The organism is Streptomyces sp. NPDC047886, assembly GCF_043204435.1.
GTDB lineage: Bacteria > Actinomycetota > Actinomycetes > Streptomycetales > Streptomycetaceae > Streptomyces.
Map to the genome: position 1 here is coordinate 129,785 of NZ_JBIDCF010000005.1, position 23,301 is coordinate 153,085.

Genomic DNA, 23,301 nt, shown 5'->3' on the forward strand with positions numbered 1-23,301 from the left:
AGGATATTCGGCCGGACCGGACATCCGGCGCCGGACGGCGGTTGTCGGCCACGAGGGGACGACGACGGGCGAACACGCGGCGGTGCGGCGCGGGTTCCGCGCGTCACCGCGCCTTCAGCAGTGACCTGATCCTTTCGGCCGTCCTCGTGTCCCGCGCGGCCGTGAACGGCAGGGCGTTGCCGCCCGAGACGCGGTACGGCTGCCCGGTGAGCGTGACATGGGTGCCGCCCGCCTCGGTGACCAGCAGCAGTCCCGCCGCGTGGTCCCAGGCGTACTCCCAGGAGAACGCGATCGCGTCGAGCTCGCCCCGCGCCACGTCGAGGTACGCGAGGCCCGCCGAGCCGCACGGCCGGGGCGCGACGCCCTCGGTGTCGAGGCCCAGGAGCGCGCGCTTCTCGTCGGGCGTGGTGTAGTCGGGGTGCGACGTGGCCACCCTGAGCGGCGCGCCCGGCTCGGGCGAGCCGGCCCGGAGCACCGTGCCGCCCAGCCGCGCGCCCCGCCCGCGCACGGCGACGGCCATCCGGTCCAGGGCCGGGGCGAACGTCCAGGACGCCAGCAGTTCGTCGTGGCGGGCGAGCGCCACGAGCGTGCAGAACCCGGGGTCGCCGTGCACGAACTGGCGTGTGCCGTCCACCGGGTCCACGATCCACACGGGCGTGTCGCCGTGCAGCGCGTCGTACACGGAGGGGTCGGCGTGGACGGCCTCCTCGCCGACGACGACGGAGCCGGGCAGCAGGGCCGTGAGCGCCCGCGTCAGATGCTCCTCGGCGTTGCGGTCGGCGATGGTCACCAGGTCGTGCGGGCCGCTCTTCTCGTCGACCTCGTGGGCGGCGAGCCGGCGCCAGCGCGGGACGATCTCGGCGGCGGCCGCCGCGCGGACCGCCTCTTCGACCGCGGCCAGGAAGCCCGCGTCGTCCAGTACGTCTCCAAGCGCGTCATCGATCATGTGTCCATCTCATCATGTCCCTCTGACACGCCGCGTGCGGTCACCGTCCCACGGCGTAACCCTGCATGCCCCGGGGGTTCGCCGCGGCCGACAGGATCCCGGTGCGCGGGTCGCGGGCGACGGCGCACAGCCGCCCCTCCGACCAGGGCGGGCCGACCGTGACGTCGTGGCCGCGCCTGCGGAGTCCGGCGACGACGTCCGCGTCCATGCGGGATTCGACGGTGACGGAGCCGGGTGTCATACCGCGCGGGTGGAAGGAGCCGGGGAAGGCGTCGTTGTGCCAGTTGGGCGCGTCGATGGCGCCCTGGAGGTCGAGTCCGCCGCGTATCGGCCGCCGCAGGGCGACCGCGAGGAAGAAGTGCGGCTGCCACTGGTCCTGCTGGTCGCCGCCGGGCGTGCCGAACGCCATGACGGGCTCGCCGTCGCGCAGGGCCAGCGTCGGAGTGAGGGTGGTGCGGGGGCGGCGGCCCGGAGTCAGCGAGTTCGGCAGCCCGGGGTCGAGCCAGGCCATCTGGAGGCGGGTGCCGAGCGGGAAGCCGAGTTCCGGTACGACGGGGTTGGACTGGAGCCAGCCGCCGCTGGGGGTCGCCGCGACCATGTTGCCCCAGCGGTCCACGACGTCGATGTGGCAGGTGTCGCCCACGGTGGCGCCGTCCGCCGCGACGGTCGGCTCCCCCGCGCCGACACCGACACCGACACCGGCACCGGCGGGGACGGCCGGCCGGCCCGCCGCGACGGCGGCCGCGTGCGCGCTCAGCACCGGTGTACGGCCGCCGGGGCTGCCCGGCCGGAGCGCGTACGACGCCGTGGCGCCGATGAGGGCGCGCCGTTCGGCGTTGTACGGGCCGGACAGCAGGGTGTCCAGGGGGACGTCGGCCGCGTCGCCGTACCAGGCCTCCCGGTCGGCCATGGCGAGCTTGCAGCCCTCGATGAGGAGGTGGACGTAGTCGGCGGAGCCGTACGGGGGCAGCTGTGCGGGGAGCAGGGCGAGCTGCTGGAGGAGGACCGGGCCCTGGCTCCAGGGGCCGGCCTTGCAGAGGGTCCAGCCGTTCCAGTCGTAGGTGACGGGGTCCTCGTACGTGGCGGACCAGCCGGCCAGGTCGGCGGCGCTCAGGGTGCCGGTGCGGTGGGCGCCGGAGGTGTCGAGGGTGGGGCGGGCGGCCTGCCGGACGAGCGCGTCGGCGATGAAGCCGGTACGCCAGATCCGCCGGGCGGCCTCGATCTGGGCGTCCCGGTCGCGGCCGCCCTCGGCCGTCGCCTCGTCGATCAGCCGCCGCCAGGTTCGGGCGAGGGCGGGGTTGCGGAAGAGCTCCCCGGGCGCCGGAGGCCGCCCGCCGGGCAGGTACACGTCGGCGGAGGACGTCCACTCGTTCTCGAAGAGCGGGCGTACGGTCTCCACGGTCGCGCCGACCCGCTCCACGGGTGCGTGCCCGTGCTCCGCGTAGGCGACGGCGTACCGCAGGACCTGGGCGAGGGACAGGGTGCCGTGGTCGCGCAGGAGCAGCATCCACGCGTCGAAGGCGCCGGGCACGGCTGCGGCGAGGGGGCCGGTGCCGGGGACGAGCCGCAGTCCGAGGGAGCGGTAGTGCGCGATGGTCGCGCCTCCGGGCGCGGGCCCCTGCCCGCACAGCACACGGACGTCCCCGCCGGCCGGGGCGAGGAGCAACGGGACCTCGCCGGCGGGCCCGTTGAGGTGCGGCTCCACGACGTGGAGGACGAACCCGGCGGCGACGGCGGCGTCGAAAGCGTTGCCGCCGCCCTCCAGGACGGCCATGGCGGACTGGGAGGCGAGCCAGTGGGTGGAGGACACCATGCCGAAGGTGCCCTGGAGCGTCGGCCGTGTGGTGAACATGGCGACGACCCTACCGACCGGCTTGCCCAACTCTCCTTGCCCGAGGCCGCCTTATCCGCGCACAGGAACCAAACTCGTTGCAGAATGGGACTGGATCGTTCTACATTGCAACCATGTCCGAGTCCCCTGACGACGTTTCGACCGAAGCGTTCTCCGATGCTCTCGTCCGCTTCGTCCGCTCCTTCGGCCTGCTCGACGCCGACCGGACACCCTGCGGCGCCCCCATGTCCACGGCTGAGGCGCACGCCCTCACCGTGCTGCGTGCCGGGCGCGTGCCGCAGCGGACCCTGGGCGAGGAACTGAACCTCACGAAGTCCACCACCAGCCGGCTGGTGGACCAGTTGGCGGCGCGCGGCTGGGCCGACCGCTCCCCGGACCCGGACGACGGCCGGGCGCAGCTCGTCGGGCTCACCGCGCCAGGGGAACAGGCCGCCGCCGAACTGGCGCGGCGCCGGGCCGACCGGCTTTCCGCACTGCTCGACCGGGTCCCCAAGGCGCGGCGCCCCGGCGTGATCCGAGCCCTGCGCCTGCTCGAGGAGGCAAGCCGTGAACCGTAGGAGCCCGACGACCCGCACGAGGCGGTGGCGCCGGGAGCGGCGGCACGACGCACCGACGGCCACGCCGTCGACGGCGGCCACGCGGAGCACAGCGGTCAGGCCCGCGACCGCGGTCGCGCTCCTGGCCTCACTCGTCGCGGGGCGCGCGCCGGCCGAGGGGTCCCGGCAGGAGCGGGTGGCGCGCGAGGGTACGTCGGTCATGCCGTTCGACCTGGACCGGACCACCCACCGGTTCACGCCGGAGCAGGACGGCCTGCGTGAGGAGGTGATCAGCGACGACCCGAAGGACGTCACCCAGATCCGGCTGATCCGCGAGCACCTGGAACACGAGGGACGGCGGTTCCGGCGGGGCGACTACGGCGACCCGGCCCGTATCCACGGCACCGCCATGCCCAGACTCGGTGAACTGACGGCGGGCGCGGGGCGCATCACCCTCACATACACCGAGCGCCCGGACGGGGCCGCCCTGCGGTTCCGCACCACCGATCCCGCACTGGTCGAGGCCCTGCACGCCTGGGGTGAAGCCCAGGTCTCCGACCACGGAGACCACGCGGAGCACTACTAGCGCACCCCGGCGGGAAGCATCTCCGGCAGGCTCCGGTTGGGCCATTCATCGCAATATGGCCGGCCCTCGGTGACATAATTCACCATCAGTAACGTTTCGTCACTCTCTGCGCTTCAAGCCTCGCGGGCGCGCTGCCGATGACCCGGCAGAACGTGAACCCGACCAGAGAAGACGGAGCGTACCGCCATGGGCGCGATCCCCTGGGCCGACTGGATCTACGCGCTGCCGCACCGGCGCGACGAGGTCAACCACCTCCACGACGCGGCTCTCACCGCGCAGGAGACGATCCTGAAGGACGGAAACACAGCCGCCACCCGGGTCGATCAGTACAAACGGATGGTCGCCACCAACCTGCTGCTGATGATGACCATCAACGAGGCCCATCTGGGCCATGACGACTATCTGCAGTACCGCCAGCACGTCCAGGCGCTGGAGGAGCCCGCGAACGGCTCACTGCCCGCCGAGATCGTCTCGTTCATCGCCGAATTCGCCGCCGGCAACTACGTCTTCAAGGCGCTCTTCCGCGCGAAGGACGCCCTCGTGAAGGCGATCCCCACATCGGTACGGCGGGGCATCGCCAAGGTGGCGCCCGAGGTGGTCGAGCCCGAGGCGACCCTGCCGGACGCCGGGGGCCGGTCCGGTGTCTCGTCGCCGGACAACGCGGGCCAGGCGATCGACCCGGAGAGCGAGACCGGCACCATCGAGCTTCCCGAAGGTGAGAGCGCCCCGCCCATCGGCGAGGAGACCGCCGAAATCGGCGAGGAGACCGTGGGCCGCGAGGTCGGCACCGAGGCCGCGGCCGAGAACATGGGCAAGGCCGCCCTCGGCGAGTGGGCCGGCATCGGCATCGGCCTCGCCATCGCGGTCGGGATCGACGTCGCCTTCGCCGCGCTGTCCGGAGCGAGCGAGAAGGAGCAACTGGACAAGGAGATCGAGCAGCTGCGGAAGGCGACCGACAAGATGAACGCCGCCACGGGCAAGCTCAGCCAGCGCATCACGGACGCCGAGCGCCTGATCATCGTGGAGCAGCGTCGACTGTCCGACTTCGTCGTCGGCATGGAGAAGATCTTCGGCTCCCGCCCCGAGATCCCCAGGCCGGCGAAGGTCGGAATGGCCTACTACTCGGAGTGGGTGGCATACGGCACGTCCACGGTGAACCACTACCACATCTTCAGCGACCTGAAGGCCAAGCGCGCCAACTACATGCTGCGCCACCCCCAGGCGACGATGAAGCAGTTCGTGGACTGGTACGTCGAGGGAGCCGGCGTCTCGATCGACGTCAAGAAGCTGGAGGAGTACGCGACGCTCCTCGACGAGGTGTCGAAGCGCGCATACCCCCAGGGCACGTCTCAGCAGCAGCTCTCCGACCTGAGCGTCTGAGGAGGGCCACCCCATGACCACCACGGCACCACGCTCGCCCGCCGCCCCCGACCTCACCGTGCGCCCCGACGAGCTCACCACCCGGCTCTCCTACGCCGAGGGAGTCCTGGCCACCCGGATCGCCCCTCTCCTGGGCGCACTGGAGACCCTTCAGTACGTCATCGCCGTCGAGATGCTCGCCCGGCTCGGACAGGCGTCGCTGTCCTCCCCTCCCAAGCCCTACCGCGAGTTCCACCAGAACCTGCACTCCGGCTCCTACGCGGCCGAACCGGCCGGCCGGCCCCTTCCCGGGTCCCTGCCCAGGACGGCATCCGCGCTCTTCCTGCACACCCGCCTCCCCAAGGTGTACACCGCGGCCCCATGGTGGTTCGGCAGCATCGCACGGGACGTCCTCGGCGGCGAGGACGCCTGCGCGGACCTGCTCCGCGCCGCCCGGCAGGAGGGTCTGACCTTCGCTCCCGAAGGACCCCCACGGCCGCTGACCGCCGCCGAACTCGGTCCGGATGTCGGCCTGCACGAGGTCGAGAAGCGGCTGCGGGGCTGCCCGGGATGGGCGCTGGTGAGGACGGCGGCACTGCTGCCTGCCGTCCTGGGGCTGCCCGCGCTGCGCCGCAGGTGGCACCGGCGACCGCAGGAGGGCCCCGAAGTGGCCTCGGCGATGGACCTCCAGGCGGCGAAGGTGGAACGACTGCTCGCCGCCGCCGAGGGCGCGCTGCCCGCCGCCACCGAAACGGCCGTCCAGCGGCAGCGGGCCTGCCACGCGCTCCTGAGCGGAATCGTGATGCCGCACAGGCAACTGCTGCCGAAACTCGCCGAAGCCGTCGAAGACACGCCGCCGGCCGCGGACTTCGCCGGGCTGCCCCGGGTGATGGGCCTCTTCATGGTGGCCGTGCCCACGCTCGCCCTGCCGGTCCGCATCCGCGACGAGGTGACCACGCATCCGCGCCCCGACGAAATGGCCATCGAGCACTGGCGGGACCGAGCCTTCGTCGAGGGACTCTCACCCGAATGGACGCTGGTGTGCCTGCAGCGGGCGCTCACCTCACCGGACTCCTGAACTCCCACCCCACCCTCCCTTCGAAAGCAGGTGAGTACGTGTCAGGCATGCCCGCCTTCCACTTTGCCGGCGACGCCGAGGTCAAGCGGCAGACCGTCGGATCGGTGATCTCCGAGGGCGTTTACCACGTCTCCGAACTGCACGCCCGAGCGGTCGCCCTCTACGGCTCCGCCCTGCTGCTCCACCAGCAGGTCACCACTCAGATCGACGGCCTGCGGTCCCGGCGGCGCGACTACCGCTCGCTCGCCGCGGCCGTCGCGATGCTCGCCGTCGTCTCCGAGGTCTCGCGCGACTCCGACGGGGACCTGGAGAAGCTCCTGACAGCGGCCGACGCCCAGGTCCCGAACCCGGAGAACCGGGGGCCGGGCACACTCCCGCTGGACATCGCCCAGACGGTCAACGGCTACGGCGGCGGGATGATCCTGGCCCAGTTGACGATCAGGGCCGGGCTGCTGGCCCGGCGGGGAATGCTGCGACTCGCCGGAGCCCTGGCCCCCGACGCGCTGGAGGCGCTGCCCGCGGCGCTTGAGGACCTCGGCGTCAGTGTCGCCGAACCGGCCGCCGAGGAAGCCGGGGCGGAGGTGGCCGCCGCCTTCGGTGAGGACGCCATGGAGGCGCTCTCGGGGGCCAGCGTCGCCGCCGCGGGCCTGGGATTCCTCGTCACCGCCGGGGTGGAGATCGGCGTGGGCTGGGTGACCGCGGAGAAGGACGCCGACAAGCTCAGGAACGCCATCGACGACTACCGGAAGAACATCGACCGGCTCACGACCTACTCCCGGGTGGTGACCGCCAGGTACAACGACACCTACGCCGCCATCGGCACGTGTCAGCGGCACATCAACGACATCGTCACGGCCCTGGCCCCCGTGTTCGGACCGCTGGGTCTCCCCCTGCCCGACCCCGACCCGACACGTGTCGCCGAGACGCTGCGCGTCGCACGCCAGGCCACCCGGCGCTACGGGCTCTACGCCGACGTGCGCATCCAGTGGGCGACATGGCGGCGGAGGCACGGCGACGGCACCGCCAAGGCCTTCGTCGACTGGTACCGGGAAGCGGCCCCCGAAGGCGTGACCCCTGAGCAGATCGACACCTGCGTGACCATCCTGCGCAAGTACTCCAAGACCTTCGCCGACTTCACCTGACAGCCCATCAGAGAGGAACTCCCATGACCACAACGGTCACCAAGGCCCGGGACACCGCCTTCACGGCGGCCATGGACGCCGTCCTTCACCATCACAGCGCGTTCATGGAGCACGCCCTGCTGGTCAGCGACTCCACCGACGGGACGGATGGCGCCTTCGTGCACCAGTCGTCCGTCTGTCCGCTCCCGGGTCCCCAGCTCCCCCTCGACCTGCTGAACCGGATGTTCCCCGACGCGCCCACCAGCGTGAGGGGCATCTGGGGAGACATGCTGAAGCAGCTCGACAACCACCAGCGGTCCATGGAGAAGGCGGTCCTGAACGCGACCGGGCAGCTGAGCAAGGACGGGGACACGACCGCGTGGAAGCGCGCACTGGAAGGCGAGAAGCGCGAACTGCGCACAGCCGTCGACGCGTCGGTCCGGGCGGCCTGCGAGAAGGTGGCGGCCCTCGCCAGGGACAACCCGAAGTGGCACGACTACATTCTGTCCTGGACGGCGGAGGTGGTGGGGTTCACCACCGACGTCGTGGCCACGGTCGTCAACTTCACCACCTACACCGCCAGGACGGGCGCCAAGGACCCCGAGCGCACCCAGGCGCTGATCGAGAGCTTCTTCACGCACTCGCGCGCCAATGTCGATCACTGGGTGCTGAGCAACCTGACGGTCATCGATCGCCCCGTCCGGTGAGGGACTGAGCCGGGTACCTCTCGTACCACCGCTGGTCGGCCTCCAGCTGGGCGGCGAGGGAGATGAGGCGTTCCTCGCCGCCGCCGGGGCCGAGTAGCTGCGCGCCGACCGGCAGCCCGTCCCGGGTGAACCCGGCGGGGACGCCGACCGCGGGCCAGCCGAGGACGTTCCACGGCCAGGCGTACGGGCAGGCCGCGGCCATCGTCAGGTCGGTGCGCCAGGCGGGCATGCCGTCGAAGGTGCCGACGTGCGGGGGCGGCGCGGCCGTGGTGGGTGTGAGGAGCACGTCGTACGCGCTGAACAGGGCGCCGATCCTGTGGTGTTGGCGCGCCTCGCGGGCCCGTGCCGCGCGCAGGGCACGGCCGCCGAGCAGATGGCCGGTGCGGGTGGCGGCGCGGGTGCGGGGGTCGAGCAGCGCGGGGTCGGGGTGCCGGTCGGCGTACGCCGCTATGCCGGCGGTGGCGCGGGGCAGGAAGCTCAGGCCGATGAGCCCGTAGCGCGGGCGGGCCTCCTCCACGGTGTGGCCCAGCCGGGCCAGGGCCTCCGCGAGGGCGGTGACCGCCCGTCGTACGTCCGGGTGGAGGGCGTTGCGGGTGGCGGTGAACGGGGAGCGCAGGGCGAGGGCGACTCGCAGCCGTCCGGGGTCGCGGCGGGCCGCTGCCGAGGCGTCGACGGGCGCCGGGCGGTGCCGTTCGCCGGGGTGCGACCCGGAGGCGGCGTCGAGCAGCAGCGCGGCGTCGGCGACCGTACGCGCCAGGGGGCCGTTGACGGTGAGGCCCTCGAAGCAGTCGGTGTACGGGTGGACGGAGACCCTGCCGCGCTGCGGCTTGATGCCGACGAGATGCGTCCAGGCGGCGGGGATGCGGATGGAGCCGGCGCCGTCGGAGCCGAGTGCGGCGGGGACGAGCCCGGCGGCGACGGCCGCCGCCGATCCGCCGGATGAGCCGCCCGGCGTGTGGTCGGGGTTCCAGGGGTTGCGGGTGGCGCCGAAGGCGGGTCCCTCGGTGAACGGCCACTGGCCGAGCTCGCAGGAGTTGGTCTTGCCGACGATCACCGCGCCCGCCGCGCGCAGGCGGCGGACCGGTTCGCCGTCGGCCGGGGCGGGCGGGATGTCTCCCGCGCAGCCGAAGCGGGTGGGGAGTCCAGCCACGTCGGTGTCGTCCTTGACCGCGACCGGGACGCCGAGCAGTGGTCGGGTCTCCCCCGCCGCGAGCCTGCGGTCGGCGTCCCGGGCCTCGGCGACGGCGGCATCGGCCCGTACGCAGCGGAAGGCGTTGAGGGTCGTGCGGGTCGCCTCGATCCGGTCGAGACTGGCCCGCACGAGGGCCTCGGAGGTGACCCGACCCTCCCTCAACTCCCGTGCCTGGTCGGCCAGTCCGAGATCGGCCGCCGCCGCGTGAGTGTCCATGCCGGCGAAGCCTACCGGCGCGTAGCCTCCGCGTCAGCGGCTCTCCCGGCCATCAGCGGAACGCGGGCGCGCATGCCGCCTGGCCCGGTCCCGCGTGCGTCAGGTGAGTGCCGGGATGATCTCGGAGCCGTACGCGTCGATGGTCGCCTCCTTGGCGTCGTGCATCGCGTAGACCGCGAACTGGTCGACGCCGAGGTCCCGGAGTGCCGTCAGCTTCCCGATGTGGGCGGAGGCCGGGCCGAGCAGGCAGAAGCGGTCGACGATCTCGTCGGGAACGAAGTCGGTGGAGGGGTTCCCGGCCCGCCCGTGGTGGCTGTAGTCGTAGCCCTTGCGGTCCTTGATGTACGCGGTGAGGGCCTCGGGCACCAGCCCGGAGTGCTCGCCGTACCGGCCGACGAGGTCGGCGACGTGGTTGCCGACCATGCCGCCGAACCACCGGCACTGGTCGCGGGCGTGGGCCAGGTCGTCACTGACGTACGCGGGCGCGGCGACGCAGATCGTGACGGACGCGGGGTCGCGTCCGGCCTCCTCGGCGGCCTGCCGGACCGCCCGTACCATCCACTCCGTGAGGAACGGGTCCGCGAGCTGGAGGATGAACCCGTCGGCCTTGCGCCCGGCCAGCGCGAGGGCCTTCGGGCCGTACGCGGCCATCCACACCGGCAGCCTGCCGTTCCGCACCCACGGGATGCGGACCGGTTTGCCGTCCACCTCCGCCTCCCTGCCCTCCGCCAGGTCGCGGATCACGTCGATGGCCTCGCCGAGCCTGGCCAGCGTGTCGGGTCTGCGGCCCGCGACGCGCATCGCGGAGTCGCCGCGGCCGATGCCGCACACCGTGCGGTTGCCGTACATGTCGTTGAGGGTGGCGAAGGTGGAGGCGGTGACCTCCCAGGTGCGGGTGCCCGGGTTGGTGACCATCGGGCCGACCGTCAGCTTCGTCGTGTGCTCCAGGATCCGGCTGTAGACGACGAAGGGCTCCTGCCACAGCACGGCCGAGTCGAAGGTCCAGCCGTAGCGGAAGCCGTTGCGTTCCGCGCGCCGCATCAGACCGACGACCTCCGAGGCGGGCGGATCGGTCTGGAGGACGAGTCCGAAGTCCATGCGGGAGCTCCTCAGTTCAGGTACTGGCAGGTGGAACGCGGGGTGTAGACGCCGTGTCCGGCCCGCCCGGTGTACGTGCGCCGGTCGATGACGACCTCGCCCCGGGACAGGACGGTCTCGACCTGGCCGGTGACGGTCCTGCCCTCGTACGCCGAGTAGTCGACGTTCATGTGGTGGGTCTCGACGGACAGGGTCTGCCGGGCGTGCGGGTCGTAGACGACGACGTCCGCGTCGGCGCCGGGCGCGATGGTGCCCTTCTTCGGGTACAGGCCGAACATCCGGGCCGGAGCGGCGCACGCGATGTCGATCCAGCGGCGGCGGCTGATGTGCCCGTCGACCACCGCCTGGTGGAGGAGGTCCATCCGGTTCTCCACGCCGGGCAGCCCGTTGGGGATCCGGGAGAAGTCGCCCCTGCCGAGTTCCTTCTGTCCGACGAAGCAGAACGGACAGTGGTCGGTGGACACCACCTGCAGGTCGTCGGTGCGCAGCCCGCGCCACAGCGCCGCCTGGTGCTCGCGCGGCCTCAGAGGCGTGCTGCACACGTACTTGGCGCCTTCGAAGTCCGGCTCGGCGAGGTTGTCGGTGGACAGGAACAGATACTGCGGGCACGTCTCGCCGAAGACGGGCAGGCCCCTGTCGCGGGCGGCGGCCAGCTCGGCGACCGCCTCCTCCGCCGACACGTGGACGACGTAGAGCGGCGCGCCCGCCACCCGGGCCAGCTGGATGGCGCGGTGCGTCGCCTCCGCCTCCAGCAGGACCTTGCGGACCTCGCCGTGGTAGCGGGGGTCGGTCTCGCCCCGGGCGAGGGCCTGCTCCACGAGGACGTCGATGGCGATGCCGTTCTCGGCGTGCATCATGATCAGTCCGCCGTTGACCGACGAGCGCTGCATGGCCCGCAGGATGCGTCCGTCGTCGCTGTAGAAGACGCCCGGGTAGGCCATGAACAGTTTGAAGGAGGTCACGCCCTCCTCCACGAGCAGATCCATCTCCTTCAGCGACGACTCGTCCACGTCCGAGAGGATCATGTGGAAGCCGTAGTCGACGGCGCACTTGCCGTCGGCCTTGGCGTGCCAGGCGTCCAGGCCCTCGCGCAAGGTGTGGCCCACGGTCTGGACGGCGAAGTCGATGATGGTGGTGGTGCCGCCCCAGGCGGCCGCCCGGGTGCCGCTCTCGAAGTCGTCGGAGGCGAAGGTCCCGCCGAACGGGAGCTCCATGTGGGTGTGCGCGTCGACGCCGCCCGGGATGACGTACTTCCCGGTCGCGTCGACGGTCCGGTCGGCGGTCCACGCCTCGGCGGCGCTGCTGCCGTGCGTGGCGAGGGCGGCGATCCGGCCGTCCTCGATCAGTACGTCGGCGTGGGTCTCCTCCGCGGCGGTGATGACGAGCCCGCCGCGGACGAGGGTGCGGGTGCTCATGGTGGTCGGCCCCCTTGCGTGGGTTACGGGACGGTGCGGAGGGCCTGTTCGAGGAGGGCGGCGCCCTCCTCGGCCTCGGCGACGGTCAGGGAGAGCGGCGGCGCGATCCGCAGGACGCTGGTGCTGTGGCCGCCGCCCTTGCCGATGAGCAGGCCGAGTTCACGGGCCGCCTCCAGGACCGCGGCGGCGGCCTGCGGGTCGGCCTCGTCGGTGCCGGGCCTGACCAGTTCGACGCCGATCATCAGGCCCCTGCCCCGTACCTCCCGTACGTGGGCGAGGCCGGCGCCGATGGCGCGCAGCCGCTCGATGAGGAGCCCGCCGACCCGCCGGGCGTTGCCCTGGAGGTCGTGTTCGAGGAGGTGGGAGAGGTTGGCGAGGCCGGCGGCCATGGTGACCGGGGAGCCGCCGAAGGTGGAGATGGAGTGGGCGGTGAGGCAGTTCATCACCTCGGCGCGGGCGACGACCCCGCCGATGGACATGCCGTTGCCGATGCCCTTCGCGAAGGTGAGGATGTCCGGCGGGCCGGCTGCCGCGTGGGCCTGCCAGCCCCAGAAGTGGTCGCCGGTGCGGCCCCAGCCGGTCTGCACCTCGTCGGAGATCCACAGGATGCCGTGGCGGTCCAGGACCTCCCGGAACGCCGCGTACAGCCCGTCGGGCGGGGAGGTGAAGCCGCCGACGCCCTGGACGGGTTCGGCGATCAGCGCGGCGACCTCGCCGGTGTGGCCGACGAGGTCCTCCAGGTCGGCGACGCACGCCGCGATGAACTCGGCGTCGCCGAGGTGGGCGAAGGGGCCGCGGGTGCGGACGGCGCCGTGCACGTACAGCGTCTGGAGCGGGGAGAGACCGGTGGGCGACCAGGAGCGGTTGCCGGTGACGGACACGGTCGAGAAGGACCGGCCGTGGTAGCTGTTGCGCATCGCCAGGATCTGGTTGGAGCGGCGGTACGCGGTGGCGAGGAGCAGGGCGGTGTCGTTGGCCTCCGTCCCGGACGTGGTGAAGAAGACCCGGGCGTCGGGGATGCCGGAGAGGGCCGCGATGCGCTCGGCGAGCTCGACCATCGGGCGGTTGAGGTAGAGCGTGGAGGAGTGGATGATCCGCCCGGCCTGCTCGCTGACGGCCTTGGTGACCTCGGGCAGGGCGTGGGCGGTCATGGTGGTGAGGATGCCGCCGAAGAAGTCGAGGTACCTGTTGCCCTCGGCGTCCCAGACGTGCCGGCCGTCACCGTGGGTGATCTCTACGGGGTCGTGGTAGTAGAGCGCGATCCAGTCGGGGATGACGGCCTTGTGCCGCTCGTACAGGCTGCTCACGGCCGCACCAGCCCCTCGTACGCGTCGGGCCGCCGGTCGCGGTAGAACGCCCACTGCTGCCGCACCTCGTCGATGACGTCGAAGTCGAGGTCGCGTACGACGAGTTCCTCCTCCTTGTCGGAGGCGACGTCGCCGACGAACCGGCCCCTCGGGTCCACGAAGTAGCTGGTGCCGTAGAAGTCGTTGTCGCCGTACTCCTCCTGGCCGACGCGGTTGATCGCGGCGATGAAGTACTCGTTGGCGACGGCGGCGGCGGGCTGCTCCAGCTGCCAGAGGTACGCGGAGAGGCCGCGGTGCGTGGCGGACGGGTTGTACACGAGCTGGGCGCCGTTCAGGCCGAGTTGGCGCCAGCCCTCGGGGAAGTGCCGGTCGTAGCAGATGTACACGCCGACCTTGCCGACGGCGGTGTCGAACACCGGCCAGCCGAGGTTGCCTGGCTTGAAGTAGTACTTCTCCCAGAAGCCCTTGACCTGCGGGATGTGGTGCTTGCGGTACTTGCCGAGGTAGGTGCCGTCGGCGTCGATGACGGCGGCGGTGTTGTAGTAGAAGCCCGCGCCCTCGACCTCGAAGACCGGGACGACCACGACCATGCCGGTCTCGCGGGCAAGGTCCCGCATCCGGCGCACGGTCGGACCGTCCGGAACGGGTTCCGCCCAGCGGTAGTGCTCCGGCTCCTGCACCTGGCAGAAGTAGGGGGCGTTGAACACCTCCTGGAAGCCGATGACCTTGGCGCCCTGCCGGGCCGCCTCGCGGGCGTGCTCCTCATGCTTGGCGATCATGGATTCGGTGTCGCCGGTCCAGGTCGCCTGGACGAGTGCGGCGCGCACGACGTGGGACATGAGCTGCTCCTTCGGCACGGCGTCAGGAAGCCTCTACGCACGTAGAGCGGTGCGTAGGAGGAGAACGTAAGCCTCGTCACATCGCGGAGCAAGACCGCCGCCGTCAACCGCTGGAGTCGATCATGTTTCGTACCCAAGTGGTCCACAACGGTCACGGGGCGGGTACGACCCGGTCAACGCCCCCGCCACCCCGGCGGCTCACGGGCGGACCCGGGGTGGCAGCGGGGCACGGGTGGCCGGGGGCGGGTGGGCGCGGGGGGGCGGTCGGGGGGCGGGTCGGGTGCGGTACGGGCCAAGGTGGCGGTCGGGTGCGGGTGGCCCGGGGTGGCGGTCGGGTGCGGGTGGCCCGGGGTGGCGGTCGGGTGCGGGTGGGCGCGTGGGTGGTGCTGGGGATCGCGGGTGGCCCGGGGTGGCGGTCGGGCGCGGGTGGGCCCGGGGCCGGGGGCCCGGTACGGGCCGGGCGCCTGGTGGTCAGGCGGTCAGGCCCGCCACCCGCAGGGCGTGGACGATCGCGCGCTCCTGGGCGTCCGGCACGGTCCGGGCCGCCGACAGGACCTGGGGCACCAGGCGGTCCGGGGCGTGCGCGGCGAACCTGGCCGTGTCCTCGGCCGTACGCGACCGGACCAGCGCCTCGACCAGCGACCTGGCGTGCGCCTGCCGACCCGAGTCGTCGAACTCCAGCACGACCGCCGCGGTGTCGCCCGGCGGCCCGGCCACGCCCTGGCGCAGCAGCCCGCGGGCGTCGGACTCGCGGCCCGCGGTGGTGAGCTCCACGGCCACGGAGGCGAGCCGCGCGGGCGGCAGCGAGGCCGCCTCCCACAGCAGGGTGGACCAGTCGGCGACCAGCCCGGCGCGTTCGAGTTCGACGGCGAGCGGCGGCAGCCACGACGCGGGGCGCAGGGCGGCCTCGCAGAGCAGCGCGTGTGCCTCGCCACCGCGCCCCTCGGCGCGCAGGCCGAGCAGGGCCGCGACCGTCTCGCGCGCGGACCGGCGGGCGGCGTGGTCGTCGGCGGTCGGCGCTGGTCCGGCGGATGCCGGCGCGGCCTCCGGGGTCTGCGCGGGTTCCGGTTCGGCGGCGCCTCCGAAGCGGGCGCCGCGCGGGGCCGGGGCGGCGGCGTTCGGCAGCTCCGGCAGGGGATCAGCGGCGCCGGCCTCCCCTGCGGCCTCCTCGAGCCACGCGTACCGCGCGCCACGAGGGCGTCTCCTGGCCCCGCCACGCCCCCACCGGCCCCGTTCTTCTCTCGCCTCGGCGGGGGCGGGTTTCGCCTCGGCGGAGGCGGGTCTCGCCTCGGCGGGGGCCGGGGGCTCCGGGGCCCGGTCCGCGCGGGCCCGCTGGCGGAACCAGGGCGCCTGGGCGGCGGCGAGACGGGCCCCGAGTTCCGTGATCCGCGCCGTCGCGCGGGCGTGGTCGTCCCGCAGCCAGGCCAGCTCGTGGGCGAGCCGTTCCGCCTCGGCCGAGCCGTCGGGCACCGTGCCGAGCTCGGCGACCAGCTCCGCTGCGCGCCGCGCCGCCCGCGCCTGCTCATGGGCCATGAGTTCGAGCCGCTGCCGGAGCGCGTCCCGCCCGCCCGGGCGCCGGTCGTGGGCCGTGGCGGCCGCCTCGTGGAGCCGCCGCGCGCGGGCGGCATCGGCCCACGCCGGGTCGGCGCCCGGTACCGCCGCGAGGTCCTGGAGCAGCGCTTCCACCACGTCCCAGGGCGGGACCTCGGCACCGGCGAGGCAGGCCCGCAGGCCGTCCGGGTCACGCTGCCGGAAGACGCCGTACCAGCCGCCGTCCTGGTCGATCAGTGCGGCGAGCCCTCGCAGCCAGCCCGCGAACTCCCGTACTTCCTCAGGTGGATGGTGCTCCGTCATCTACGCCCCTGCCCCTGCCCCCCGCCGACTGGACCTTCCGGTCGGGAGGCATTCGACCTCAGTCGTGTTACGGGACGGCTACGGGAACTTTTCCGGGCGGGGGCGCACCGGACCTCACGGCCGCCCAGCCGCGCCACCGGCGCCGTCGAGCCGAACGGCGATGCCCACGTGGGGCCGCTTTCCGCGCCGTACCACCATGGCGGGCCAGTCCACGGCCCAGAACTGCCAGGTGTACTTGCGGGCCAGCAGCCTCCGTACGCCCCGCAGGTCGTCCAGCAGCCTCGCGGTGCCCGGCACCCCGGTCGCGCCGTCCGCCACGCGGCCGCGCACGTCGCAGGGGGTGACGACGACGCGGCTGTCCCGGCGCAGCCGCTTGACCTTCCACGAGTCGGCACGCGTCCAGACGAACAGCTCGCCGTCGTCCACGGCGAACCACACCGGGGTGGCGACGCCGCTGCCGTCCTTGCGGAAGGTGGTCAGGCTGACATAGCGGCCCTGCCGCAGCTCCTCGGGAATCATGGGCTCACTCTTTCATCCCCGCCCGCCCCGTCATCCCCCTTCTCTCCGCTCCGCGTGGCCGGTACTCGCCGTTCCCGGTGGACGGTGCCCCGGAGCGGGCAGGACGGAGGTATGAGTTCCTGCCGCGTTCCGCCCGACCGCGACCTCGACGTCACCAAGACCGTGTACACCGTCGGCCGTGACCTCGGGGTCTCCGCCACCGTCATGCTGGCCGCGTTCGAGGCCGGCTGGGTGGAGTCCCATATGAACAACCTCGACTGCGGCGACAAGGACTCCCTCGGGGTGTTCCAGCAGCGCCCCAGCCAGGGCTGGGGCGCTCCGGAGCGCATAACCCGCGTCTCGTACGCCGCCGAGCGGTTCTTCGACCGTGCCGTCGAGGTCGAGGAGCGGCATCCCGGTCTCACGGCGGGGCAACTGGCCCAGCGGGTGCAGCGGTCGGCCTTTCCCGACCGTTACGACGCGGCGGAGGCCAAGGCCCGCGAGCTGCTGGCGGAGGCCAGGGACGCGGCGGAGGCCGCCGGGGCCGCGGAGCGGACGGACTGACCCACGACCGCCGCCACCGCCACCGCGACCGCGACCGCGACAAGCGTCACCACCGCGACAGCGCCGCCACCGCCGCGAAGGTCACCACCGCCGGCGCGGCCGCCGCCGACGTCACCACCGCCGGCGCGGCCGTCAGCGCGGCCGTCACCGCCCGCCCGCCGGGTGCACGACCATCGCCGAGCCGCCGCCCCTGCGGGTCTCCTCTGCGGCGGCCAGCCAGCGCCCGTCGGGCAGCCGCTGGACACCGGTCGCCGCGCCGATCTCGGGGTTCGGCCGGAACACGTGCCCGAGCGACTCAAGCCGGGCTCGCAGCGGGCTGTCGTACAGCCCGGGTTCGAGGTCCGTGACGGGCTGGTTGCGCTGGCTGGCGCGCGGCGCGGCGATCGCCTCGACGAGCGGCAGGCCCCGGTCGACGACACCGGTCAGCGTCTGCAGGACGGTCGTGATGATGGTGGCGCCGCCGGGCGAGCCGAGGGCGAGGACCGGCCGGTCGTGGCGGTCCAGGACGATCGTCGGCGACATCGAGGAGCGGGGGCGCTTGCCGGGGCCCGGGAGGTTCGGGTCGTGGACGGCCGGGTTCGCGGGGGCGAAGGAGAAGTCGGTCAGCTCGTTGTTGAGGAGGAAGCCCCGCCCGGGGACGGTGATTCCGCTGCCGCCGGTGGACTCGATGGTGAGCGTGTAGGAGACGACGTTGCCCCACTTGTCGGCGGTCGTCAGGTGCGTGGTGTTCTCGCCCTCGTACGTCGTCGGGGCGGCCGTCCCGCCGGTCGCGCACGGCACCGGGTCGGACGGGTCGCCGGGGGCGAGCGGGCTGGTGAGCGCGGTGTCGTCCTTGATGAGGCAGGCGCGGCTGTCGGCGAAGCGCTGCGACAGCAGGCCCCGTACGGGTACGTCCTCGAAGGCCGGGTCGCCGACCCACCGGCCCCGGTCGGCGAACGCGATCCGGCTGGCCTCGATGTACCGGTGGAGGTAGGTCTCCTGGGACGCGGCCCTCAGATCCGTGCCCTCCAGGATGTTGAGCGCCTCGCCGACGGTGGTGCCGCCCGACGACGACGGCGCCATGCCGTAGACGTCCAGGCCCCGGTAGGACAGCTTCGTCGGGCGCCGCGACACCGTCCGGTACGCGGCGAGGTCACGCGTCGTCAGGTCGCCCGCGCGTACGGTGCGGGTCGCGCCGTCCCGTACGGGCGGCGTGCGCACGGTACGGACGATGTCGTGGGCGATGTCTCCCCGGTACAGCGCCCGGGTGCCCTGGCGGCCGAGCTGCTCGTACGTACGGGCCAGGTCGGGGTTCTTGAAGACGGAGCCGACCACGGGGAGTTCGCCGCCGGGCAGGAACAGCTCGGAGCTGGCGGGGAAGTCCCGGAACCGCGCCTCGTTCGCCCGGGTCTGCGCGCGGAACGTCTCGTCCACGGTGAAGCCGTCACGGGCCAGCCGCTCGGCGGGCTTCAGCAGCTCCCGCAGGGACTTGGTGCCCCAGGCGTCGAGGGCCGCGTCCCACGTGGCGGGCGTTCCGGGCGTACCGACGCCGAGGCCGCTGGTCATGGCCTCGTCGAAGGGGACGGGGGCGCCGTTCTCCAGGAACAGGGACGCGTCCGCCGACCGGGGCGCGGTCTCGCGGCCGTCGACGGTGTGGACCCGGCGGGTGCGGGCCTCGTACAGGACGAGGTAGCCGCCGCCCCCGATGCCCGCCGAGTACGGCTCGGTGACGCCGAGCGCGGCGGCCGTGGCGACGGCGGCGTCCACGGCGTTGCCCCCGGCCCGCAGGACCGCGATGCCGGCGGCCGAGGCGTCCGGGTCCACGCTCGCCACGGCCCCTCCGTAGCCGACGGCGACCGGTTCCTTGGCGGGTGTGTCCCGGGTCGGCGGTGGCGCCGCCGCCCCGACGGCCAGCACCGTCACGGCGAGCGTGGCGAGGGAGACGTTCCGTGCTGTGGACCGACGCATCCTGACCTCCAGTCAACGAACGTCCGCGCAGCGTAACTTCGAGTCGGCCGCCGGACCAGGACGCCCCTGCCGGGTCCACCGGGGCCCCCTCGAACGGCGGTGCGTGTCGCCGCTAGGCTGCGCGCCCATGAACGAGGACCTCCGGAACATCGTGCTCGGTGTCGTCGCGACGGGGCTGAGCGCGTCGTTCGGCTGGCTGGCCCGGACAGCGCTGTCACGGCGCAGGCAGCGGCGCAGGCAGGACTTCTTCGGGCTGCCGGGGAACGCCGAGTGCCTGCTCATCGTGAACCGGGCGGCCGGCGGTGAACGCTCCGTCCACCGCTTCGACGTGTTCGCGCTGCTGGAACTGTCCGCGCTGATCAAGGACTGCGGCGCGCACGCCAGGATCGTGCAGGACGACACGGCCCATCAGGGCATCGGGGAGCGCACCGAGTTCTGCCTCGGCGGCCCCGCGTCGAACAAGCGGATGGCCGCGCACCTGCGGACCCTGCTTCCGGGTGTCGGGATCACGACGGAGGCCGATCCGGAGGGCACCTACCGCAGCGCGTTCCAGATCGGCTCCGAGTCCCACCTCATGGACCGGGGCATCGCCGAGTACGTGCTGCTGGCGCGGCTCACCACCGGCGACGGCGCGCGGCCGGTGTTCCTGTTCTGCGGGCAGAGCGCCATCACCAACCAGGCGGCCACGCGCTATCTCGTCCGCCACCACGAGAAGCTGGCGCGGAAGTACGGCCGGGGCCCGTTCGTCCTGCTGCTGAAGGTGGTCAACTCGGAGGCGTACGGCCCGGACGTCGTGGAACTGGTGGCCGATGTCACGCGAGCGGCCACCGCCCCGCGCCCCGCGACCGCCTCCTCCGCCTCCTCCGCCTCGACGGCGGCCCCGGACGCCGCCTCCGGAGCACCCGCGACAGCCGAGCCACCGGCCGCATCCGGCACCACCGCATCCGAAGCGGCCGGTACCTCCGACGCGTCCTAGTGCCGCGTCGGGCATCTCGCCCTGTTGTGACGCGCCGCCGGGTGCCGGTCCGGGCGACGCGGCCACGCCGTGCTGTCCTCGTGGCAGCGCGCATGCAGGTTCGGGAGACCGATGATGACGAGGGCCGGCGGCTGCTGCGGACCATCCGCAGACGCAAGACCTTCACGCTGCCCGAGCGCCGGGCGGTCGCAGGCGTACGGGCAGGGCCTGGTGTCCGTTGCTGATCAGGGAGGGAAGCGGCTTCAGCTCATCGGCGGGCACGGCGAGTTCGATCTCGGGGAACCTCTCGAAGAGCTGCTGGAGGGCGGTGGCGACTTCGAGGCGGGCGAGCGGAGCGCCGAGACAGAAGTGCACGCCGTGTCCGAAGGCCAGGTGCTCCTTCGTCGGCCGGGTGACGTCGAAGCGGTCGGCGGATTCCCCGTGCCAGTCGGGGTGGCGGTTGGCGGCGGCATAGGAGGCGAGGATCGCCTCGCCCCGGGCGATCACTTGGCCGTCGGGCAGAGGGATGTCCGTGAGGGCGTAGCGCAGCGGCAGGTGCTTGACCGCGGGTTCGTGCCGCAGGGTCTCTTCGACGACGCTGTTCCAGTCGGCGCGGCCGGACCGGAGATGGGCGAGCTGAACGGGGTCGGTCAGCAGGGCGGTGACGGCCTGGTCGATCACGTTGACGGTGGTCTCGTACCCGGCGGAGATCATCAGCAGGAGCGTGTCGCGGAGTTCGTCGTCCGTGAGGGTGCCGCCGTCCCCCTCCTCGTCGCGGGAGGTGATGAGAAGAGAGGTCATGTCGTCGCCGGGCTCGGCGCGTTTGGCCGCGATCAGCTTGTTGAGGGACTCGTACAGGGCGGCCGTGTTCGCGGTGGCCTGATCGGCGGTGAGTGTCGTGTCGAAGACGCCGTCGACTTCGGCGCGGAATCCGTCGCGCTGTTCGTCGGGGACGCCCATGAGCCGGCCGATCACCGCGATCGGCAACGGGTAGGCGAGGCGTTTGCGCAGGTCGACCGCTTCTCCGGCCGGCTCGGAAGCGAGGTCGTCGAGGAGCGCCGTGACGACCTCTTCGACTCCGGCCCGCATGGCCTGGACGCGGCGGGCGCTGAACGCCGGCGCGACGATGCGGCGCAGCCGTCGGTGGTCGCCGCCGTAGGCGGTGAACATGTTGTTCACCGCGACCCACAGGGCGAGAGGCCAGGTGGGCACGGTCTCGGCGAACGCCGGCCAGTGGGCGCGGGCGTCCTTGGAGACCTGCTGACCGGTGAGGAGTTCCTTGAGGAGAACGGGGTCGGTGACGGACCACGCGGTCACACCGAGGATGTCCACGCGGGTGGCCGGACCGCGGGCGCGCAGGGCTTGGTTCTCGGCGTGGTGGTCGGAGCCGGTGGGGTCCAGGACGAGTATCGGCTGCTGGGACACGGTGCTCTCCTTCAGTGGGCTGTCGGCGGAAAGGACGGGGGCTCCAGGGCGCGCTGGCGGGACCGGACCGCCGACGCGGCTCGGCGGGGACGGCGAGGTCTGTTCAGGGCTTGATGCCGAGCAGGGTTGAGGGGACGGTACCGGGAACGGAACACGACGTGGTCCGTTCGGCCGCAGGCCGACGGAATGCGCTCGCCGGTGAGACCGGATCACCTCGGGGTCGTTCGTGGGCAACCGAGGAGGGGTGCCGACCTGACCGGGGCCAGCTGCGCCGACGCGTCCTGTCGCCGCCGTACCGGAACCGAACGCCTGCTCCGAGGGTGCGCAGGTTCACTGAGGCGGCACCAGCCTCCAGGCCGGGAGGGCTGTCGCCGTCGTCACATCCGGCGACGGCGGAAATTCTCCGGTTCCCCGCAACCTGGCGGGGCTCTTCGCCCTCTCACCCAGCGACGAAGAACGCATCGGAGGTTTTCGAGTTGAGCCGCATACGCCCGCGTACCCCGCTCCGCACCGCCGCACTGGCCGGCACCGCGGTCCTCGCCGCGGCCCTCACCGCGTGCTCGGGTGGCGGTGGCCCGACCGCCACGGGCGCGGACGACAAGGCCAAGCCGGAGACCAGGATCTCGGTGAACCTGTCCGGCAAGCAGGCGGCGCCGGGTCAGCCGGTCAAGGTGACGCTGGAGTCGGGCAGGCTGACGCAGGTCACCGTGACCGACTCCAAGGGCGCGACCCTCGACGGCAAGGTGTCGGCCGACGGCCGGACCTGGACGTCGGTTCGCAAGGCCGCCCCCGGCACCGGCTACACGGTCGAGGCGCGGGACGAGGCCGGAGGCACCGCGAAGGCGGACTTCGCGACCGCCGCGCCGGAGAAGGTGAACAAGCTGACGCTGGCGCCGGGCAAGAACTCCACGGTCGGGATCGCCCAGCCGCTGTCGATCGTCTTCGACCACCCGGTGAAGAACAAGGCGGAGGTGGAGAAGAGCCTGAAGGTCACCACCTCGAACAACACGGTCGGCTCCTGGGGCTGGATGCAGGACTGGTCGGGCAAGGACCGGATCGACTGGCGGCCGAAGGAGTACTGGAAGCCGGGTACGAAGGTCACCCTGGACGCCGCGCTGAACGGGGTCGACTCGGGAGAGGGCGGCGGCTGGTTCGTCCGCGACTACCGGACCGGGTTCACCGTCGGGAAGAACCAGGTGGTGAAGGTGGACCTGGACAACCACCGGCTGAAGCTGATGCGGGACGGCGCGCTGGTCAAGGACGTCCCGATGTCGGCGGGTACGCCCGGCGGCGAGAAGGCGTCCTGGCGCGGCAGGATGGTGCTGATGTCCAAGGAGGGCACCATCAACATGCGCTCCGAGACGGTCGGGCTCGGTGACGCGTACGACAAGATGGTCGACTTCTCGATGCGGCTGACCTGGTCCGGGATGTACGCGCACGCCGCGCCCTGGAACGCCGCCTACTTCGGCAGCGCCAACCGCAGCTCGGGCTGCGTCGGCATGAGCGACTCCGACGCCAAGTGGGTGTACGAGCAGGTGCAGGTGGGCGACCCGTTCGAAGTCGACGGCGGCGACGCCAAGGGCACTCAGGCGCTGAACAACGGCTACGGCGAGTGGAACCTCTCCTGGTCGGAGTGGCAGACCAAGAGCGCCCTGCGCTGACCCCGGCCGGCGCGCGGCCCCACGCACGGCCGCTCCGGGGCCGGCGCACTGCCCCTGGCTCCCCCGGTCGGCGGCGGGCGGCGGGCCTCCTCACATCGTTACCCGGGCGTAACTTACCAATGGGTTACCCCGGGTAAGGGTTGGC

Annotated in this window: 20 protein-coding genes; 9 read left to right on the top strand and 11 right to left on the bottom strand. The window is 72.7% G+C overall.

Annotated elements, in window-relative coordinates; genetic code table 11:
- Positions 1-103: 103 nt before the first annotated feature.
- Both ACGF5U_RS18635 and ACGF5U_RS18640 read right to left on the bottom strand, forming a co-directional pair.
- Positions 104-946 (bottom strand): inositol monophosphatase family protein, encoded by an 843-nt coding sequence (locus ACGF5U_RS18635; RefSeq protein ID WP_392715601.1) that lies wholly within the window; start codon positions 944-946, stop codon positions 104-106.
- Between the two features lie 40 nt (positions 947-986).
- The gene (locus tag ACGF5U_RS18640) at positions 987-2,798 is read right to left on the bottom strand and encodes a gamma-glutamyltransferase family protein (RefSeq protein WP_392715599.1); all 1,812 of its coding nucleotides are present in this window, start codon (positions 2,796-2,798) and stop codon (positions 987-989) included.
- Between the two features lie 113 nt (positions 2,799-2,911).
- On the opposite strand from ACGF5U_RS18640, the gene ACGF5U_RS18645 reads away from it, so the two are divergent.
- The 6 genes from ACGF5U_RS18645 to ACGF5U_RS18670 all read left to right on the top strand — a co-directional run bounded on the left by ACGF5U_RS18645 (position 2,912) and on the right by ACGF5U_RS18670 (position 8,185).
- Positions 2,912-3,355, top strand: coding sequence for a MarR family winged helix-turn-helix transcriptional regulator (locus ACGF5U_RS18645; RefSeq protein ID WP_392715597.1), 444 nt, complete (start codon positions 2,912-2,914; stop codon positions 3,353-3,355).
- Positions 3,345-3,920, top strand: coding sequence for an aspartate carbamoyltransferase (locus ACGF5U_RS18650; protein ID WP_392715595.1), 576 nt, complete (start codon positions 3,345-3,347; stop codon positions 3,918-3,920). Before ACGF5U_RS18645 ends, ACGF5U_RS18650 begins: the two co-directional genes overlap by 11 nt.
- A 186-nt stretch (positions 3,921-4,106) precedes the next feature.
- Positions 4,107-5,300, top strand: a complete 1,194-nt coding sequence (locus tag ACGF5U_RS18655; RefSeq protein ID WP_392715593.1) for a hypothetical protein — start codon at positions 4,107-4,109, stop codon at positions 5,298-5,300.
- Between the two features lie 13 nt (positions 5,301-5,313).
- The gene (locus ACGF5U_RS18660) at positions 5,314-6,357 is read left to right on the top strand and encodes a hypothetical protein (protein WP_392715591.1); all 1,044 of its coding nucleotides are present in this window, start codon (positions 5,314-5,316) and stop codon (positions 6,355-6,357) included.
- Positions 6,358-6,395: 38 nt separating this feature from the next.
- The gene (locus ACGF5U_RS18665) at positions 6,396-7,499 is read left to right on the top strand and encodes a hypothetical protein (protein ID WP_392715590.1); all 1,104 of its coding nucleotides are present in this window, start codon (positions 6,396-6,398) and stop codon (positions 7,497-7,499) included.
- Between the two features lie 23 nt (positions 7,500-7,522).
- On the top strand, positions 7,523-8,185 hold the full coding sequence (locus ACGF5U_RS18670) for a hypothetical protein (RefSeq protein WP_392715589.1): 663 nt from the start codon (positions 7,523-7,525) through the stop codon (positions 8,183-8,185).
- Here the strand turns inward: ACGF5U_RS18670 and ACGF5U_RS18675 are convergent.
- From ACGF5U_RS18675 to ACGF5U_RS18705, 7 genes are all read right to left on the bottom strand, one after another.
- A complete protein-coding gene (locus ACGF5U_RS18675; protein ID WP_392715588.1) occupies positions 8,163-9,593 on the bottom strand; it encodes an amidase in 1,431 nt (476 codons plus the stop codon). The genes ACGF5U_RS18670 and ACGF5U_RS18675 overlap by 23 nt on opposite strands.
- Before the next feature lie 99 nt (positions 9,594-9,692).
- Positions 9,693-10,691, bottom strand: a complete 999-nt coding sequence (locus ACGF5U_RS18680; RefSeq protein ID WP_392715587.1) for a TIGR03842 family LLM class F420-dependent oxidoreductase — start codon at positions 10,689-10,691, stop codon at positions 9,693-9,695.
- Between the two features lie 11 nt (positions 10,692-10,702).
- Positions 10,703-12,106: a dihydropyrimidinase gene (gene hydA, locus ACGF5U_RS18685; RefSeq protein WP_392715586.1), complete on the bottom strand. Its 1,404-nt coding sequence runs from the start codon at positions 12,104-12,106 to the stop codon at positions 10,703-10,705.
- 23 nt (positions 12,107-12,129) lie between these two features.
- The gene (locus tag ACGF5U_RS18690) at positions 12,130-13,413 is read right to left on the bottom strand and encodes an aspartate aminotransferase family protein (RefSeq protein WP_392715585.1); all 1,284 of its coding nucleotides are present in this window, start codon (positions 13,411-13,413) and stop codon (positions 12,130-12,132) included.
- Positions 13,410-14,252, bottom strand: a complete 843-nt coding sequence (locus tag ACGF5U_RS18695) for a nitrilase-related carbon-nitrogen hydrolase (protein WP_392715584.1) — start codon at positions 14,250-14,252, stop codon at positions 13,410-13,412. Before ACGF5U_RS18695 ends, ACGF5U_RS18690 begins: the two co-directional genes overlap by 4 nt.
- 471 nt (positions 14,253-14,723) lie before the next feature.
- Positions 14,724-16,106, bottom strand: coding sequence for a hypothetical protein (locus tag ACGF5U_RS18700; protein ID WP_392715583.1), 1,383 nt, complete (start codon positions 16,104-16,106; stop codon positions 14,724-14,726).
- A 114-nt stretch (positions 16,107-16,220) separates the two neighbouring features.
- Entirely contained in the window at positions 16,221-16,625 is a 405-nt protein-coding gene (locus ACGF5U_RS18705) for a PPOX class F420-dependent oxidoreductase (RefSeq protein ID WP_392715582.1), read from the bottom strand.
- Positions 16,626-16,736: 111 nt separating this feature from the next.
- Between ACGF5U_RS18705 and ACGF5U_RS18710 the strand changes: the two genes are divergently transcribed.
- A complete protein-coding gene (locus tag ACGF5U_RS18710) occupies positions 16,737-17,168 on the top strand; it encodes a hypothetical protein (RefSeq protein ID WP_392715581.1) in 432 nt (143 codons plus the stop codon).
- Between the two features lie 144 nt (positions 17,169-17,312).
- On the opposite strand, the gene ggt is transcribed toward ACGF5U_RS18710, so the two are convergent.
- Positions 17,313-19,115 (bottom strand): gamma-glutamyltransferase, encoded by a 1,803-nt coding sequence (gene ggt, locus ACGF5U_RS18715; protein ID WP_392715580.1) that lies wholly within the window; start codon positions 19,113-19,115, stop codon positions 17,313-17,315.
- A 127-nt stretch (positions 19,116-19,242) separates the two neighbouring features.
- Here ggt and ACGF5U_RS18720 point away from each other — a divergent pair, with 127 nt between their 5' ends.
- Entirely contained in the window at positions 19,243-20,091 is an 849-nt protein-coding gene (locus ACGF5U_RS18720; RefSeq protein ID WP_392715579.1) for a hypothetical protein, read from the top strand.
- A 162-nt stretch (positions 20,092-20,253) separates the two neighbouring features.
- Here the strand turns inward: ACGF5U_RS18720 and ACGF5U_RS18725 are convergent, their stop codons facing one another.
- Complete coding sequence (locus ACGF5U_RS18725) at positions 20,254-21,495, bottom strand: cytochrome P450 (protein WP_392715578.1); 1,242 nt, start codon at positions 21,493-21,495, stop codon at positions 20,254-20,256.
- Positions 21,496-21,971: 476 nt separating this feature from the next.
- On the opposite strand from ACGF5U_RS18725, the gene ACGF5U_RS18730 reads away from it, so the two are divergent.
- Positions 21,972-23,156 (top strand): Ig-like domain-containing protein, encoded by a 1,185-nt coding sequence (locus ACGF5U_RS18730; protein ID WP_392715577.1) that lies wholly within the window; start codon positions 21,972-21,974, stop codon positions 23,154-23,156.
- Positions 23,157-23,301 lie beyond the last annotated feature (145 nt).